This is a genomic window from Lactobacillus sp. B4015, from assembly GCF_026536055.1.
In the GTDB taxonomy this organism is placed as follows: domain Bacteria; phylum Bacillota; class Bacilli; order Lactobacillales; family Lactobacillaceae; genus Lactobacillus; species Lactobacillus panisapium.
The window spans coordinates 1-14,390 of record NZ_JAFNOY010000014.1; the positions used below are offsets into that span (position 1 = coordinate 1).

General features: G+C 33.2%; 24 protein-coding genes. 8 read left to right on the forward strand and 16 right to left on the reverse strand.

Annotation, left to right across the window (positions count from 1 at the left end; genetic code table 11):
• Positions 1–150: 150 nt before the first annotated feature.
• Positions 151–540: a carboxymuconolactone decarboxylase family protein gene (locus tag J3U71_RS11255; RefSeq protein ID WP_103751717.1), complete on the reverse strand. Its 390-nt coding sequence runs from the start codon at positions 538–540 to the stop codon at positions 151–153.
• A 143-nt stretch (positions 541–683) separates the two neighbouring features.
• Between J3U71_RS11255 and J3U71_RS11260 the strand changes: the two genes are divergently transcribed.
• The 8 genes from J3U71_RS11260 to J3U71_RS11290 all read left to right on the forward strand — a co-directional run bounded on the left by J3U71_RS11260 (position 684) and on the right by J3U71_RS11290 (position 6,291).
• Positions 684–1,040, forward strand: coding sequence for a MerR family transcriptional regulator (locus J3U71_RS11260; RefSeq protein ID WP_220219738.1), 357 nt, complete (start codon positions 684–686; stop codon positions 1,038–1,040).
• A gap of 147 nt (positions 1,041–1,187) precedes the next feature.
• On the forward strand, positions 1,188–1,547 hold the full coding sequence (locus tag J3U71_RS11265) for a hypothetical protein (RefSeq protein ID WP_267394532.1): 360 nt from the start codon (positions 1,188–1,190) through the stop codon (positions 1,545–1,547).
• Between the two features lie 318 nt (positions 1,548–1,865).
• Entirely contained in the window at positions 1,866–2,243 is a 378-nt protein-coding gene (locus tag J3U71_RS11270) for a hypothetical protein (protein WP_267394534.1), read from the forward strand.
• 9 nt (positions 2,244–2,252) lie between these two features.
• On the forward strand, positions 2,253–2,540 hold the full coding sequence (locus tag J3U71_RS11680; RefSeq protein ID WP_416381444.1) for a CPBP family intramembrane glutamic endopeptidase: 288 nt from the start codon (positions 2,253–2,255) through the stop codon (positions 2,538–2,540).
• A 175-nt stretch (positions 2,541–2,715) separates the two neighbouring features.
• Positions 2,716–4,044 (forward strand): YhgE/Pip domain-containing protein, encoded by a 1,329-nt coding sequence (locus tag J3U71_RS11275; protein WP_267394536.1) that lies wholly within the window; start codon positions 2,716–2,718, stop codon positions 4,042–4,044.
• Positions 4,045–4,058: 14 nt separating this feature from the next.
• Entirely contained in the window at positions 4,059–4,643 is a 585-nt protein-coding gene (locus J3U71_RS11280) for a TetR/AcrR family transcriptional regulator (protein WP_267385523.1), read from the forward strand.
• Between the two features lie 900 nt (positions 4,644–5,543).
• Entirely contained in the window at positions 5,544–5,891 is a 348-nt protein-coding gene (locus J3U71_RS11285) for a helix-turn-helix domain-containing protein (protein ID WP_220268047.1), read from the forward strand.
• A complete protein-coding gene (locus tag J3U71_RS11290) occupies positions 5,884–6,291 on the forward strand; it encodes an ImmA/IrrE family metallo-endopeptidase (protein ID WP_220268048.1) in 408 nt (135 codons plus the stop codon). Before J3U71_RS11285 ends, J3U71_RS11290 begins: the two co-directional genes overlap by 8 nt.
• 373 nt (positions 6,292–6,664) lie before the next feature.
• Here J3U71_RS11290 and J3U71_RS11295 read toward each other — a convergent pair whose 3' ends face one another.
• The 15 genes from J3U71_RS11295 to J3U71_RS11365 form a co-directional block, all read right to left on the reverse strand.
• Positions 6,665–6,952: a hypothetical protein gene (locus J3U71_RS11295; protein WP_267394539.1), complete on the reverse strand. Its 288-nt coding sequence runs from the start codon at positions 6,950–6,952 to the stop codon at positions 6,665–6,667.
• Positions 6,949–7,308, reverse strand: coding sequence for a hypothetical protein (locus J3U71_RS11300; protein WP_267394541.1), 360 nt, complete (start codon positions 7,306–7,308; stop codon positions 6,949–6,951). Before J3U71_RS11300 ends, J3U71_RS11295 begins: the two co-directional genes overlap by 4 nt.
• Before the next feature lie 66 nt (positions 7,309–7,374).
• Complete coding sequence (locus J3U71_RS11305) at positions 7,375–7,557, reverse strand: hypothetical protein (protein ID WP_267394543.1); 183 nt, start codon at positions 7,555–7,557, stop codon at positions 7,375–7,377.
• Between the two features lie 140 nt (positions 7,558–7,697).
• Positions 7,698–7,832, reverse strand: a complete 135-nt coding sequence (locus J3U71_RS11310) for a hypothetical protein (RefSeq protein ID WP_267394545.1) — start codon at positions 7,830–7,832, stop codon at positions 7,698–7,700.
• A gap of 237 nt (positions 7,833–8,069) precedes the next feature.
• Complete coding sequence (locus J3U71_RS11315) at positions 8,070–8,447, reverse strand: hypothetical protein (RefSeq protein WP_267394547.1); 378 nt, start codon at positions 8,445–8,447, stop codon at positions 8,070–8,072.
• 88 nt (positions 8,448–8,535) lie between these two features.
• Positions 8,536–9,285, reverse strand: a complete 750-nt coding sequence (locus J3U71_RS11320; protein ID WP_267394549.1) for a hypothetical protein — start codon at positions 9,283–9,285, stop codon at positions 8,536–8,538.
• A gap of 106 nt (positions 9,286–9,391) precedes the next feature.
• On the reverse strand, positions 9,392–9,937 hold the full coding sequence (locus J3U71_RS11325; RefSeq protein WP_267394551.1) for a peptidoglycan recognition family protein: 546 nt from the start codon (positions 9,935–9,937) through the stop codon (positions 9,392–9,394).
• The gene (locus J3U71_RS11330; protein ID WP_267394553.1) at positions 9,937–10,254 is read right to left on the reverse strand and encodes a phage holin, LLH family; all 318 of its coding nucleotides are present in this window, start codon (positions 10,252–10,254) and stop codon (positions 9,937–9,939) included. Before J3U71_RS11330 ends, J3U71_RS11325 begins: the two co-directional genes overlap by 1 nt.
• A gap of 23 nt (positions 10,255–10,277) precedes the next feature.
• Complete coding sequence (locus tag J3U71_RS11335) at positions 10,278–10,487, reverse strand: hypothetical protein (RefSeq protein ID WP_267394555.1); 210 nt, start codon at positions 10,485–10,487, stop codon at positions 10,278–10,280.
• A 12-nt stretch (positions 10,488–10,499) separates the two neighbouring features.
• Positions 10,500–10,892 (reverse strand): hypothetical protein, encoded by a 393-nt coding sequence (locus tag J3U71_RS11340; RefSeq protein WP_267394557.1) that lies wholly within the window; start codon positions 10,890–10,892, stop codon positions 10,500–10,502.
• Positions 10,864–11,016 carry an XkdX family protein gene (locus J3U71_RS11345; protein WP_267394559.1) on the reverse strand — a complete coding sequence of 51 codons (153 nt, stop codon included), beginning with the start codon at positions 11,014–11,016 and terminating at the stop codon, positions 10,864–10,866. The genes J3U71_RS11340 and J3U71_RS11345 overlap by 29 nt, the downstream gene beginning before the upstream one ends.
• Positions 11,009–11,455 (reverse strand): hypothetical protein, encoded by a 447-nt coding sequence (locus tag J3U71_RS11350; RefSeq protein WP_267394561.1) that lies wholly within the window; start codon positions 11,453–11,455, stop codon positions 11,009–11,011. Before J3U71_RS11350 ends, J3U71_RS11345 begins: the two co-directional genes overlap by 8 nt.
• 3 nt (positions 11,456–11,458) lie before the next feature.
• Positions 11,459–12,514, reverse strand: coding sequence for a hypothetical protein (locus tag J3U71_RS11355; RefSeq protein ID WP_267394563.1), 1,056 nt, complete (start codon positions 12,512–12,514; stop codon positions 11,459–11,461).
• Positions 12,511–14,226, reverse strand: a complete 1,716-nt coding sequence (locus J3U71_RS11360; RefSeq protein ID WP_267394564.1) for a hypothetical protein — start codon at positions 14,224–14,226, stop codon at positions 12,511–12,513. The genes J3U71_RS11355 and J3U71_RS11360 overlap by 4 nt, the downstream gene beginning before the upstream one ends.
• The gene (locus tag J3U71_RS11365) at positions 14,195–14,383 is read right to left on the reverse strand and encodes a hypothetical protein (RefSeq protein ID WP_267394566.1); all 189 of its coding nucleotides are present in this window, start codon (positions 14,381–14,383) and stop codon (positions 14,195–14,197) included. Before J3U71_RS11365 ends, J3U71_RS11360 begins: the two co-directional genes overlap by 32 nt.
• Positions 14,384–14,390: the final 7 nt, after the last annotated feature.

Consider the following 14,390-nt stretch of genomic DNA (forward strand, 5'->3'; position numbering starts at 1 on the left):
AAAGGCTTAACTCCGATTCAATATCGGAATCAAGCCTTAAGTAAAATGATATAAAACTAACGTCCAGTTTTAGGGGTTAGCTTCAGATAATGAAGTGATTTTTTTACTTGTATATTTTTTGGTTCTAGTTTTTAGTTGATAATTAAAATTTTACTTTCCCTGTTCGTCTCGGTCTTTAAATACTTGTTTAGCTACATTAACAGCATTTAAAACTTTAGGAAAGCCAACATAAGGAATGGCTTGGATGAAAGTCTCAATTACTTCTTCTCTAGTTAATCCAACATTTAAAGCACCATTGATGTGAACGTTTAATTGTGGTGCAGTATCGCCCTGTGAAAGCAAACTAGTAATAGTAATCATTTCTCTTTGCTTTAAGTCTAAAACACCACGATCATAAATATCGCCAAATGCGAATTCAATAATGTATTTACCAACATCTTCTGGCAAACCTGCTAATGAATCGATAACTGCTTGACCAGCTTCTTGATCAACTTTAGCTAAATTCTTTAAACCAGTTTCGTAACGATTATTTTCTGCCATGTTATTCTCCTTTTCGCTAATTCAAATTACTGCTATAGAATAAATGCTGGAGTATACTCCACGTCAACCACTTTTTTTAAGTTGACACAAAAAAAGTTGAATGTAATTATTATCTTAAAAACAGATGAGAAGAGATAAATATTATGCAATATTCTATTGGTCAATTTTCTAAATTATGTGGTCTGTCGATTGATACGCTGCGATATTACGAAAAGCAGGGATTAATATTTTCAAGCCGCGACAGAAACAACCGTCGTGTATATACAGATAAAGATATCAATTGGGTCAAGTTTATTCTTAGACTGAAGAAAACCGGCATGAGTATTAAAAAAATGCAGGAATACGCCAAATTGCGTTACCAGGGTGACGAAACAATTCCCCAAAGGTTGGTCCTTCTTTTTGAACAATTGGATTTATTGCATCAAGAACAGGATCAACTCAATGAAGATATTAAATTTATTGAACATAAAATCAAAATTTATCTTGGACTAGCTAAATGATAAAAGAGTAATAAATCTGCTCTTGTCTAAATTCGATAATAGTGCAAATATATCAATATAGCTTTAGTTTGACTGCAACTAAGATTAAATATCGGCAAACTATTGTTTATAACAAGATAATATTGGTAATTAAATTAGGAGGTCTATATGAAACGGAAATCTTTACTAATGTCATTTTTAGTCATTTTTGGCGTTTTGTTATCCTTGAATGTTTTTGGGCAAAACGTTCAGGCAAAATATTGGAAAGAATATTACTTTAAGCCGCGCGAGGTCAAAGTAATTAAGCCAGTCAAAATTTATAAAATGAAAATTACTTATCCATTATATAAGACCCATGCGGTTGCTTCCAAAACATTGCGAAAAGGTCAAAAAGTTCATATTCGTGATGTTGCTAGTTACGAATGGCTGGTAACTCATAAGGGTTGGGCTAACGGCTATTTTAAAGCTCATGGTAAATATTTCTGGCAATGTCCGAAAGCTAAGGGCTGGTATAAATTAGTCAGATAGATTACTACTGAAAATAAAGAGCGTTTGTAGACACTCTTTATTTTTATAGCTAGGTCTTTTAAGAAAAGTGAATGTAATTACTTTAAAAGCACATTCTTTGGACGGCTAGTCCGATTTAGGTATATGTTCCATGTCTTGGGAAAAAAATGGTTTTTACAAACAAGAACTAGGAAATATTTGACCTATTTCAAGTGAGTAGTCATTGTGGCTATGAGTTTAGTCAAAATATTAGCGATAATTAAAAATCTTTTCGAAGATTTAATCGAGTTGCCTGAACTTTTAGGCATCTTTAAATATAAGTAAGGAACATCTGGCATTATGAAACAACTAGGAAAAATAACTTTATCTTTATTAAAAGCCATTGGTTTCCTTATCTGGTTTCTGTTCTCCTTTATTTTTATGGAAGCGCCAACACTTGCATATATAATATGTGACAATGAAACAAGGAACAATGTCAATATTTGGCACCATGTATTGGTTCTGATAATTGGCTGTCTAGTTGGTTTTGTATCTGTTTATCCGCTTTATAAAAAAGTTAACGGCACGCCGATCTGGTCAGTCAAATTAAGCATAAAAAATCTACTGATTTCTTTCGGTTTTACAATACTGTCAACTTTCATTGAATCGATAATTGGAAATGTTTTAAAATTAGGAAGTTCAAACGACAATGATTTAATTAGATTACTTCATACTTAACTAGGCGCGATTGTTTTTTTCACCTTGGTTATATCGGGTCCTATATTTGAATCATTGCTATTTCAAGGTAGCTTACAAGGCGGGATTTTTAAAAAGCTTAATCTTTGGCTAGCAATTCTTCTCACTAGTCTGCTGTTTGCTTTTGCACATGGATACGAGCTTTCTTGGTCAACTTTTCAATTATTTATAAGTGGGCTAAGTTTTTCTCTAATATATTTAATAACGAAAGACATTAAAATGGTCATTTTTAGTCATGGCTTACTGAATTTAATTATTTGGATATTCAGATTTTTTTGATGTAAAAGCTAAAGAAAAAAATATTTATAAGCAAAAGGGCTGAACCAACTAGTTCACCCTTTTTTTGCTTTCCCAATAAAATATTTTGTTCAACAAAAAGCAAGTACTTGCTTGCATTAAAAAATTAAAGATGCTATTCTACACCAAACACAAAATAAAAAGTGAGGTTAAAAATATGAATTTCAAAAAATTTATCAGCAGTCGCGGAACTGTAATTGCACTGTTGATTACCGTTATTTTTGGTGGACTAGTATTCTGGATATATGATTCAGGGTATAAGAACATGCCAAGCAAGATTAAAGAATTGCCCATCGAAATTATTAATCAAGACCCTGACAGCGAGGATCTGGCCGAAAATATTAAAGCTAAAGCTCCGTTCAAACATGTAAAAATTAGTTCTGATCTCAAAAAAGGAAAACAGAATCTAGATCAGCGAAAGAGTTACCTGCTGATAGCAATTCCAGCACACTTCAAGCACAACCTTTTACAAGGCAAAAACGTTAAAGTGAAATTTTATCTTAATGAATCAAACCAAATGTCGGTAAGTAGTTCTTTGAATGCGGTAGCCAATAAAATGGGCCAAGAAATTGACAAGAAAATACAAGTTCAACGTCAGACAATTAAAATAGCCAAGCCACAGCTAGCTAAATTGCAATTAGAGCTAAATAAGCAAAGGGCAAACGCAGAAATTGAAATAAATACTGCTCGACGCTCATTTGCTCAAGCACCCAAACAAATGCAGCCAGCTTTAATTAAAAAGCTAAAAACGCAAACTGCTTTAAGACAAAAACAAGTAGTAAAGAAGGCTTTGAAGGAAAAGCAGCAAATTGTTTCTCAAAGCAAGCAAAAGGCATTAGCACAACAGAGTAAAACTTCTTCTTTTACTATTCAGCACCGCAATTCTGTTCCGAAGGGTTTAAACAATGCCCTAGCCCCTTTCTTTATCAACATCACACTTAATTTAGGAACGCTCATGGGAGCACTACTTCTTTATGGTGTATATACTAAATTTGCGTCTCAAATCGGCCGGTGGAAGTCATTTGCATATTTGGAATGTACTTATTTGCTGATAGCATTTTTAACGAGCCTAATTGTGAGTGCGATTGATCTTAAAATTTTGCCAGGATCCATGGCAAATTATTTGAACATCATGTTTGGACATACATTGGCAATTTTCCTTTACTACAACTTCAACACAATAGCACTTCTATTATTAGGACAAATCGGAACTCCGATTAATATTATTTTGACAATGATTCAAGTCGTTTCAGGAGCCGGAATTATTCCACTGATTGGAATGAATTCTTTCTTTAATCTTGTTCATTACATATCTCCGGTATACTACGGGATTCAGTCTGACTTTAATTTCCTCTATGGAGGGACATTTTCTTCGGAGCAACAAATCGGCTTTTGGCTACTCCTGGTAGGAATCTTGTTAGTTAATATGATAATTGTTACAATAAGACACAAGCAACCAACGTTAAAATTTGATGAATTAAGTTAAGGCAGGTGATCAACATGGCTGGTGATGTTGAACAAAGGATTTTGGCAGCTTTTTCACATTTATTAATTCAAAATGGATATCAAGGAACAACTACAAAAAAAATTGCTCAAGCCGCACAAGTTAATGAAAGTACCTTATTTAGACACTTTAAAGATAAATATAGTATTTTGCAGCAACTTGTAGCCGAATATCGTCAAGATATTCAAACAGTCGGGGATAATTACCAGCTTGTTGGTGACATTGAAAAAGATATCATGAATTTTTCTGTAATCTACCAAGGTTTTATTGAACAGCACTTAGCGTTATTTTTGACCGGTATTCGTGAATCACAAAAATTACCTGAACTAAAAAAAGTAATTAAAAGCTTACTTGATTTAATCAGAAATATTTTAGAAGAAAAATTTGCGCAAATGCAAAATAATGGCGAAATTGCCCAGGACATTGACTTGAAAGTGGAAATTGATAATCTAATTCTACTTAACTTGGGTCAAGCCATTATGCAACATTCCTTTCCAGATTCGCTTTTTCAAATTCAACCACAGGAATTTGTACAAAACAACATTCGGACTTACGCAGAACATTTAAAACCAAAGAATTGAAGTCGTCATTAAACATATTTTTTAAAATTAAACCAAAGAAGTTTAAAAAGTGTTACGGCCTCCGAAATTAGAACAATTTTGGAGGTCGTTTTTCGATGATAAAATTATTTAAGTAAGTTAAAGCGAAATCTTCAACTTGGAACAAACTTATAGGGCTAATCCTGAAGAATTGTATGCGTCCATGTTTAAGCCATACGCTAATTCTAATTATTCTAAAGACTCTATGGAGCGGTCATAAAAGTTTATATTAATTAAGTATAAACTTAAAGACGATGTTTAAGAACGAGTTCGCAAAAAAAGACATGACATAGTCGACCACCAAACAATCGATCGCATTAGCACATTCGAGAAAAAAGCCAAATTAAAATACACGACTTCAATTGACTATCGAAATCGTGTATCAAAATTTGCTTATTATAAAATGTCGAACTGTTTGGTTGCACTTCATATCCAATAAAATATTCCTAATGTATATATCATTGGGGCTTGCTTCAATAAAGGATAATTATTTTGGCTTTGCCCCGTTAATATTTAGAATTTTCGCTCAACTTTTAATAGTGTGCGATAATCTACCCTTTTCAACTTTTACTTAAATTTATAATTACAGGTTACTAGCTCTATAATTTTGTCGATATTCTTCACTTCCTCCATTCTACGTAAAAAATTTCATCATTAAATCGCGTAATAAGATTGACTTATATTAGCGCAAACGCTAATATAAAGGCATAGTAAATAAATGCTATTGAACAGTATCCCCATACAATTGCAGTGGTCATTTATTTACTTAAAACCGTAAGTGATTTAATTGACAAATATATTATTACTCGTTTTCGCTAAATAGTCAACATAATAATAGTGAATTCGCTAATATTTTTTGTCAAGGATAGGGAGATCCTTGATATGTGCACGTTTGAAAGAATAAAGAAATTAGCCAAAAAACATCATTTAACTCTTGCAAAGGTAAATGATTTAGCTGGTATAGGAACTAATTCAATTTATCGTTGGAAAAAGCAAACCCCAACAAGTAATAACTTACAAAAAGTTGCTAATGTATTACATACTTCAACCGATTATCTACTTGGTAATACTGATGATCCTTCCCCCATTAATATCAAGGAACGCCATGCGATTGATATTGAAAATGATGAATTATTATCCTACCGTGGCCGACCTATTCCTAATGATTATCTTGATATTATTAAAAATCTTATGGATTCAGACATTGAAAGAGGTAAACGTCGTGAGTAATTTAATTGCTTGGCTATATAATTATGCCTTTAAACACAAAATTGGCGTTTTACAAATATTTACCAAACCAGAATACAGTTCTTTGTCCGACAAAAGCAAACAATTGATTATTATCAATATAAATTGGAAAAATAAAAAAGAGTTACCTTTCATAATTGGTCACGAAATTGGTCATATTTTAGCTGGGGAACCGGGTTTATCCAATTATTGTGGAACACCTTTAACGCCGAATGAACGTCGTGCAGACCTATTCTCACTAAATTTGATTTTTAATTATGCATCAAAACAATATGACTGTTTTGATGAGCCAATTCAATTTATTGAGCAGTATGGCATTCCATATAGAATGCTAGCTGATACAGTTAACTTATATAAAAGAAACAGCCAACTAGTTTTTTAGTTAGGTGTTTATCTTGTTAGCAGACATAAAACAAAATTATGCAAATATTAAATAGAATTTGCGATTAGTATTTCTAAATTAGAGGAAAAGTAATCAAATTCACTGATGTTAAGCAAAAATAGAATTTTTATACCGTGCATTTGCCGTATAAAATTAAAACAAGCTTGTAAAGACTTTGATTACAAGTTTGTTTCTTATTTTAAGGAGAGTACAGGGTATTTATATGTGATTTGTCAGTTTTACATTTTTATAATCATTGAAATAACAAAGTTTTCAGAATTATTATTAACTGTTAATAATAATTAATTACAAAGTCGGCGAACATTTTGGCGAACATTAAAATAGCCCTAGCAAATTATGCTAGAGCTTTTTTTTATATTGCTTCATTTTCAGCCTTAAAGATTTCTAATAAATCCCTGGCCTTAATTTTCTTTCTTAAAAAATTGGGGTAAGTTTCAAATACTTTTTTATCAAAATCAGAAACAGATTTGTAATCAGGATCGTTTTCAAGCTCTGGATCATCGAGCGGATAATAATCGAAGTAAATCTCCTGGTTATTATCCATAACAATCCAGTAGCCCCAAACGTCTACATTGCCATCTTCTGCAATATCAGCAGATAGTTCATCAATTAGCTTACTTGCATCAAACGAATAGTTCATTTGCTTGCCACAATCTTTCTAGCAGCAGTAATTTCTGCTGAAGTTGCTCCTGCCTTATTCTTAGCAATACGGTAGGCTTTACTGTGGCAATTGCCAAACAGTAATTGACAAGCATCTAAAGCATCTGGTTTAGCACTTTCTTCCTTGATTGACTCATTTTTAGCTTCTGAGAAGGCATTGCCCTTAACACCTAGTAATTGACCTTTACGGTTGTATCTTACTTGAAAATCAGCGTAATCTTCCATCTCCATATTGCTAGGTAAGATTAACATCTCACGTTCTTCAGTTGTTAATTCATCTGCTGTTTTGTAAATCATAGTAGCTTGTCCATTTTTTGCGATTTCTGTAATTCTCATTTTTAAAAGTCCTTTCTTAACTCTTTTTACTTTATACTTATATAATACACGTACGTATGTGTATTGTCAACAATTTTTTAAATATTTTTTTCTCTGATTGACATATTCTAGGGTTTTTTCTAAATCTTCCTCAGTCGCAAACTTCAAAATAAAATTTTTAGAATCAGAGCGACGCCTTATATAGGTCATTCTTGCCCTGTTTTTGTCATTCCATTTTTTATTAGCTCTCTTTTTAGCTTCGCTAACCATTTTATTACCTACCTTGTTAAGAGTTTTAATATTATTATTATAATTGAACAAATAAAAATAATTGTCCATGCCATACGCTTACTCATTGATTTTTCCTCCATTTTAGTTTATTGTATGGCTAAAAGGAACCTTTCGGTTCCTCATAACCTCCAGGGCTTAATCCCTAGATATTCGAGCAATGTTATGATTGCGGCTATAATCGAAGCAATTGCTCCTGCTTGTTCTAAAGTTGACGCTTTAGAACTTTTTTTATGTTTTCGTTTTTTCTTTTTCATATCTCTCACCTCCTTACATATATATAATACACTTACGTACGTGTATTGTCAATAATATTTGCTTAAAAAGATAAAAAAAGCTATTATTGTCTAGAGTTCATTTCGCAACTCTTTTACTTTATACCGCTCCCACGTTGGGAGCTTTTTTATTGCAAAAAAATAAATCGCCTAGGATTTTCCAAAGGCGATTTTTATACCATAAAAAAGGAAGTTCGGAAAGAATCATCTTTCCAAAATCTATTCTATCATATCGACATTATTTATGTTGCTCAGATCCACCCATTCGCCAGATATCATGATCTCATCGATGTGATAGCCTTCGACAAACCCAACTATATCAGGCTGGATGTGGCCTTCTACGTCTAGTTCTTTCAACTGCACTGCCACTTGACGGTGGTTAGCGTAGGCTGTCATCAGAAGCTCACTAGTCTGCTCCTCTGACATAGTTGACTTTTTAGAATAAACAACTGCTCTCTGTTGGTTATCTCGATTAATAGCAGCAGTATGATCGCTTAGCATAAGCCCCTGCCACTTTTTCATACCCCGGTCTTGATAAGTTTTAAAAAAATTGTCGAGAATCTGATCGAATTCTTTCTGATTATATTTTTTGCGCATTTTTATCCCTCTACAAACACTAGTTTGCATACATTATAGCACACAAAAATAGCCACCCTAGGTTTTCCTAGAGCGGCTTTGTTAATATCTACTCTTTGGATTCATCAATTGGTCTGATTGGTGCAAAATTTTTTTCAGAGAACTCTGTTTCTTTTTGATGTATATATTTATTTATATCTAAAATTGGATAACTAAACGCTGCAATAGCATTTATGAATAAAGCAAATGTTAAATAAAAATTTGGTAGTCCAGAACTTGCTAGTCCATAAAGTGCTATGAAAGCTGTTATTGATTGAAAAGTAGATTTCAAAAAGAGTGTTTTCAAATCAATTAAATCATTATTTTTAATATTTTCATGTATGAGTTTTGACATCTGGAAGTAAATACACCATATCGCAATCATCGATAGCATAACACCAATTGAAAGAAAAAGAAGAAATTCTGTATTTACCTGACCTTTTTTAGTATATTTAATTCCTTCAAGTTGTTGAATTAAAAAACTTATGAATGTAATCATCTCTATATATACGAGGGTATAAAGTAGATAGTCTACCATATCTTCATTCTTTTTTCTTACTTCACTTATAGCAGATAACCCTACGAACAAAGACAAGATATAAACAAAAATATAAAAACACTTCGAGTCAGCATCTTTTGCGTTTATAAATACGAACAAGCAAAATGCTAATAATGAAATTATATCCCAGCAAATTAGCTCTATTTGGTCATTGGTAGTTTCTTTTGTTTTTTCATTTTTTCTTTTGGAAGATGTTATCATTTTCAAATAAGCTACCAAAAAAACCAATATTAAAATTAAATTTATTACATAATGTATCATAATTATTTACCTTTAATGCCAAATTAAAAACTCTTTTATCCTATATATTACTTTTTTATTGCACAAAAATAAACCACCCCAGACAATAAGTCCAGAGTGGCTTTTTTTATTTCGTTAATTTAATGTTTATTCCACTGAATCCTTTCTTCAAATCCTTCGCAAACTTCGCTTTTGAAATACCTAAACTATTTAAGTAACCCCAAGGGTCAGTGTGGTTAGTATTGCTGTAACCATGTTGAACTAACCATGAGTGCGTCTTAATACCAGTTGATTTATTATCATCAAGCGTTAACGGAATACCGTATTTCTTGGCTGACCAACGAAGCCAGTTAACGTAGTGCTTATAGGCTTTCATCGCCCGTCTGTGGTTCGTGAATTCACACAATTCAATCTGGACAGGCGCCATGTTATTAGCTGGCATTCCCGCTCCCCAAGCAACATAGCCTAACGCACCAACCTGATATATATTTTTATCATCAATTACTAGATGAACATAGGTATAGCTAGTGTTTATACCACGTTTCATGTTACGGGCTACTGCCCACGCTTCTCCGTTAGGCGTTGCCGTTGAGTGAGCTACGATAAACTTACGTTGAGCAATTTGAGAACTGCCTTCACGGTCGCTTAAAGCATAAGTATATTTTCTCTTCATTATTTAACCTCCTTCATTTTTGCAACTTCTCTTTCAGCAAAAGCCCTAATTAACGATTCAATTTCTGGTGTAATCTTAATTCCGTGTTGTCGCAGAATTGCACAAACACTGTTAATTACCAGATCCATTTTTTTCTCGCCACTATCGCCGGTTGTTTCAGCCTCATGGACAAAGCCAGCTGCTAAATCAGGGATCTGTGCAATCCACTTATTCTTAATCTCATGTTTTGTGCCATAAATCTTAACTGCACAGTAAGCAATGATTGCTACTGCAACTAACAATGCATAAACAATATCGAAAATTTCTTTAACGCTCATATTTTCCTCCAAAAAAATAACGCCTATTGGCGCCTTCTCAATTCTTCTTCAAGTTTTTCAGTTTTTTCTTTCTGTTTGTAGTAATCTTTTTTAAACTCATCCCTCTCTGCTGTTAACTCTTTTATAATTGCTTCGTAATCTGCTTTATTGGATTTGTGGGTAACGGCAAGTGCTGTTGCAAATGCACCAACAAAGCCGCCGATCACTTGTAGCAAATTGATTAAATCATGCAAGTGACCACCCTCCTAACTCTTGTATGCTGCTCTCACTATTAAGATAAATATTATTAAATCGCCAATGACGGTGTGAGCCATCCGCATTTGACCTGCCAAAAAACCGTGCCACAATTGAGTTAGCGCAAGCATAAAAATAACAGCACCGCAAAGTATTAAAAGCAAGTGCTGCCAAAATTTACTTTTATTATCAATTAAGGCTGATATTAATAGCCCAATCCCCAAAATTAAAATGGTAATGTCTAACCTTTGGTCATTCATCGTGCTTGTCAATTCAGGCGGCCAGAAGAAATAGTTTCTGTCTAACCATAAGGATGCGCCAATTAAAGCAATTGATATACCAGCTAAAGATTGTTCAAAATTATCATTAATATTACTAAGCAGTCGGCGCAACATAATTATCACCTGTAATCTCTTGATAATCGTCAGCATTTAGCGTGCCAATTTTAACAAACGAAGCAATAATAGCTTTGTCATAATAGCCAGAATTGTAAAACATAGTTGCCAAATTCTTAAAAATGTTAAGCATTAGTATTACCTCCATCATTCGTTTTAGATGTTAATAAAGGTGCCACCATCTGTACTACTTGAGCTAAAGTCTGAGTTTGATCTTTTTGACCCTTTTCAATATTACTTATGCTGTCCTTTAAAGTCTGATTTTCAGTTGAAATAGTTTTGGCTTGCTCTTGAGCGGTTTGAATTTCTTTTTCAGCATTCGTTAAACGGACGCTGGTATTTGCAGCATCCTGGTCAACCCACACGTGTTTTGTCCAATCAAATTTTGGATTGTTCATACCGGTTGGTTCCTTAGCAATAAAAGGATAAGCAAAATCAGCATTTAGTTTTGCTGGAATTGGAATTGGTAAACAATCAAATTGATCATTTGAAACGTAAACGATCTGCTTGAAGTAGCCTGTTTCATCCACTAATTTTTCTTGTTCTTTTAAATCGTCTTGCCATTCAGCCATTGTTTAATTTCCTTTCTTTTCTATGTTAATCAATTTTTTGATCATTAAACTATAATTTAAGTCACTATTATATTTATTATATAAATAATAAATATTACCATTATTATCAACGACTAATTTACCGTGGAACATTGAATTATCATGATTAGTTAAAATTTGTATGTCAAAAATCAAAGTACCATCACAACTATATTTCATTAGACCTAATATATAACCTGTAACATTTGATTCATCTGAAATAAAGTAGAGATTTTTTTGATAGTCTAGAGCAATAGTGGGATTTGAATCCACTATCTTTCGACTGTATTCAGCTGATACTTTATTTTCAAAATTATATTTATAAACTGCTCCATATATATCAGTAAAAATAGCATTACCTATTCCATCTAAAACAACGTTACCAACGGTATAACTAGATGGCGTTGTGCATAAGGGGGTATAGTTGGATATATTACTTTTATCTATTTTTATTAATTTATTTTCTAATCCTGCGTATAAAAATGAATCGTTTGCAACTAAAGTTGATCTGTCTAGATTTAAAGAAGCTTGTTTAATTAATTTTCCTTGTTTATCAATCTTAAAAAAATAACGATTAGAATCATTATTATAATTACTTGACATATAAAAATAATTATCATCTATAGTAAAATTAGTTATTACATTGCATAAATATCCATCTAGTTTAAATTTATTTTCAATATTTCCATTATTATCTAGTTTAGCTATATATGAATAATTAATATCTGCTAAAGCTATATAGACATCATTGTTAGTATCAATTGCAATTCGCTGAATATCGGCAATTGTTTTGGACCAAATTAAAGTTCCCTCGGAATTCAATTTAAAAATTTGGTAATGTGTTAATATATAAATATTATTATTTGAATCAGTCAAACATTGGTTAACCGTGTCTGTATTTACAATACCCAATTCTTTCGTCCACACTTCACTGCAAGTGCTTGGCAATGTCTCCCAACCTTTCGACTGGTAAATTAGCGCATTGTTGAGATATGCTTGTTGAACTACTTTTTTACCAAAAAATATATTTGATAGCGTCATTTAACCACCACCTCGTAATCTGAAATAATAAAGTAAATTGTCATTGGGTCATAACTGGTTAATACCTGATATTGCGTTAATGTGCCTGTCCATGACCTCATCATCGACTGTTTCATTTCAATCATCTGATTTTGCACGTTGCTTAAATCCTGTGTATTAATGACGCGATTGAATTTAGGATAGTCGCTGTAAGTTTTATTTATATAACGATAATCTAAGATAAAATCCTGCATTTGTCGGCAAATAATTACCTGAAAGGTGTTATCAAGGGCAGCGTTATTAACAATCAAAATGTAACCATATGTTGCATTAGTCTGTGTGAAGCCCGGTAAGCTGTCTAAGCTAATCTGCAAGTCAGAGTTTTTCAACTCATATATACCAGTAGAAGTTAGTGTGTTCGGATCAACTTTAGCATCTTTAAAAATCTTTGTTGGATGATTAAAGTCGGGCAATACCACCTTGCCGTCTTTATCAGCCATGACGTCATTGATAGACAAAACCCGTTTAGCAATATCAGCGGTTAGAGTATCATGTGCAGTTTTAGCATCTGTTTTAGTTTCTAAGCTTGATAAATCAGGCTGTGGAATGTCCAAATTGGCCACACCGTCTGCGTCTGGGTCAATTGGATCACCACCGTTAACACTAATCTGCTTTAACTTACCTGCTTGTGCAAGCTTTTGGTCCATGGTTGCTTTATCATAATAATTCTCTAAATCGCTTAAATGTGCAAATTTAGTAAAATCAACATTGTTGATATTGGCAATAGCCTTATTTGCGGAATCAATGGCTTGCTGTAATTTAGCTTGAGCATCCTCATCGTTTTTCAGTTCGCTAGCAAGCTTATTAATCTGACTTTGAAAGTCATCAATTGCATTGGCTTTCCAAGTGTTGTAATCAGATTGAATGCTTGCCAACTTTGCTTGAAAATCGGTATTAGCCTGCTTAATTGCAGCTTGTTTGTCGGTCTCAATTTGAGCAATAGCTTTGTCACTGGCTGTCTTATTGGCAGACAGTTGATTATCCGCAGCTGATTGGATGGCTTTCTTTTGTGCATTGTAATCAGCATTAATCTGCTCCGTCTGATTTTTCCAATCAGTTTGCAAATCAGTAATAGCTTTTTGCTGATTGATTAATTCGTTTTTCCAGTTGTTAATTAATTGATTAGCACTGTCAATTACAGTCTGGATATTTGTATTACCATTTTTAATCAGTTGGTCTATGTCAGCTTGCCACTTCTTGAATAGTGCATCACTATCATCTTCGGTTTTCTGAATGACTGCTTTGTAGTGCGTTTCCAATGCTGTTAATGAAGATACATAGTTATCGTTATTGACGTGGATAGTTTCGTCCTGAATTACGTCAATATTAAAACTCTTGGTAGTATCAATTACGTCGCCATCTTTTGAGCTAATATCAAACCAAGCAATACCACTAGCGGCATAGACTGCATCCGCCAAAGTGTATGTAAATCTGCCGGCTTTTTCATCTGTTACATTAAAATGAGCGGTTTCGTTGTCACTAACGATTTTGCCGCCCTCTTTGTTTTCAGAAAAAGTAATTTTCCTATCGGTTAAATCGTAACCACTGCCATTAGCATCAGTTACGATTACATCTAATTTTTGCCCTTTTTCTCCTTGGCCAATTTTTCGGACATGGTCGCTAACCGTGCTGATTGACTTATTAGTTGGCAGTGTGATCAGCGCTAGACTCATGTTTACCCTCCTTTCTTAATGTGTTAATTGTTTCTTGCAATTGCGCATTACGCTCTTGCAGTTGCTCATTGTCAGCTTGTACTTTTGATAATTCTAAATTTAAATTTCCAATTTGAACGGCCATATTACTGGCCAACTGATTTAATTGTTTATCCATTTTTTCA

Coding starts and splice junctions, on each gene's coding strand:
- J3U71_RS11255 (WP_103751717.1), bottom strand. CDS start 540: ATGGCAGAAAATAATCGTTACGAAACTGGTTTAAAGAATTTAGCTAAA.
- J3U71_RS11260 (WP_220219738.1), top strand. CDS start 684: ATGCAATATTCTATTGGTCAATTTTCTAAATTATGTGGTCTGTCGATT.
- J3U71_RS11265 (WP_267394532.1), top strand. CDS start 1,188: ATGAAACGGAAATCTTTACTAATGTCATTTTTAGTCATTTTTGGCGTT.
- J3U71_RS11270 (WP_267394534.1), top strand. CDS start 1,866: ATGAAACAACTAGGAAAAATAACTTTATCTTTATTAAAAGCCATTGGT.
- J3U71_RS11275 (WP_267394536.1), top strand. CDS start 2,716: ATGAATTTCAAAAAATTTATCAGCAGTCGCGGAACTGTAATTGCACTG.
- J3U71_RS11280 (WP_267385523.1), top strand. CDS start 4,059: ATGGCTGGTGATGTTGAACAAAGGATTTTGGCAGCTTTTTCACATTTA.
- J3U71_RS11285 (WP_220268047.1), top strand. CDS start 5,544: ATGTGCACGTTTGAAAGAATAAAGAAATTAGCCAAAAAACATCATTTA.
- J3U71_RS11295 (WP_267394539.1), bottom strand. CDS start 6,952: ATGAACTATTCGTTTGATGCAAGTAAGCTAATTGATGAACTATCTGCT.
- J3U71_RS11300 (WP_267394541.1), bottom strand. CDS start 7,308: ATGAGAATTACAGAAATCGCAAAAAATGGACAAGCTACTATGATTTAC.
- J3U71_RS11305 (WP_267394543.1), bottom strand. CDS start 7,557: ATGGTTAGCGAAGCTAAAAAGAGAGCTAATAAAAAATGGAATGACAAA.
- J3U71_RS11310 (WP_267394545.1), bottom strand. CDS start 7,832: ATGAAAAAGAAAAAACGAAAACATAAAAAAAGTTCTAAAGCGTCAACT.
- J3U71_RS11315 (WP_267394547.1), bottom strand. CDS start 8,447: ATGCGCAAAAAATATAATCAGAAAGAATTCGATCAGATTCTCGACAAT.
- J3U71_RS11320 (WP_267394549.1), bottom strand. CDS start 9,285: ATGATACATTATGTAATAAATTTAATTTTAATATTGGTTTTTTTGGTA.
- J3U71_RS11325 (WP_267394551.1), bottom strand. CDS start 9,937: ATGAAGAGAAAATATACTTATGCTTTAAGCGACCGTGAAGGCAGTTCT.
- J3U71_RS11330 (WP_267394553.1), bottom strand. CDS start 10,254: ATGAGCGTTAAAGAAATTTTCGATATTGTTTATGCATTGTTAGTTGCA.
- J3U71_RS11345 (WP_267394559.1), bottom strand. CDS start 11,016: ATGCTTAACATTTTTAAGAATTTGGCAACTATGTTTTACAATTCTGGC.
- J3U71_RS11350 (WP_267394561.1), bottom strand. CDS start 11,455: ATGGCTGAATGGCAAGACGATTTAAAAGAACAAGAAAAATTAGTGGAT.
- J3U71_RS11355 (WP_267394563.1), bottom strand. CDS start 12,514: ATGACGCTATCAAATATATTTTTTGGTAAAAAAGTAGTTCAACAAGCA.
- J3U71_RS11360 (WP_267394564.1), bottom strand. CDS start 14,226: ATGAGTCTAGCGCTGATCACACTGCCAACTAATAAGTCAATCAGCACG.
- J3U71_RS11365 (WP_267394566.1), bottom strand. CDS start 14,383: ATGGATAAACAATTAAATCAGTTGGCCAGTAATATGGCCGTTCAAATT.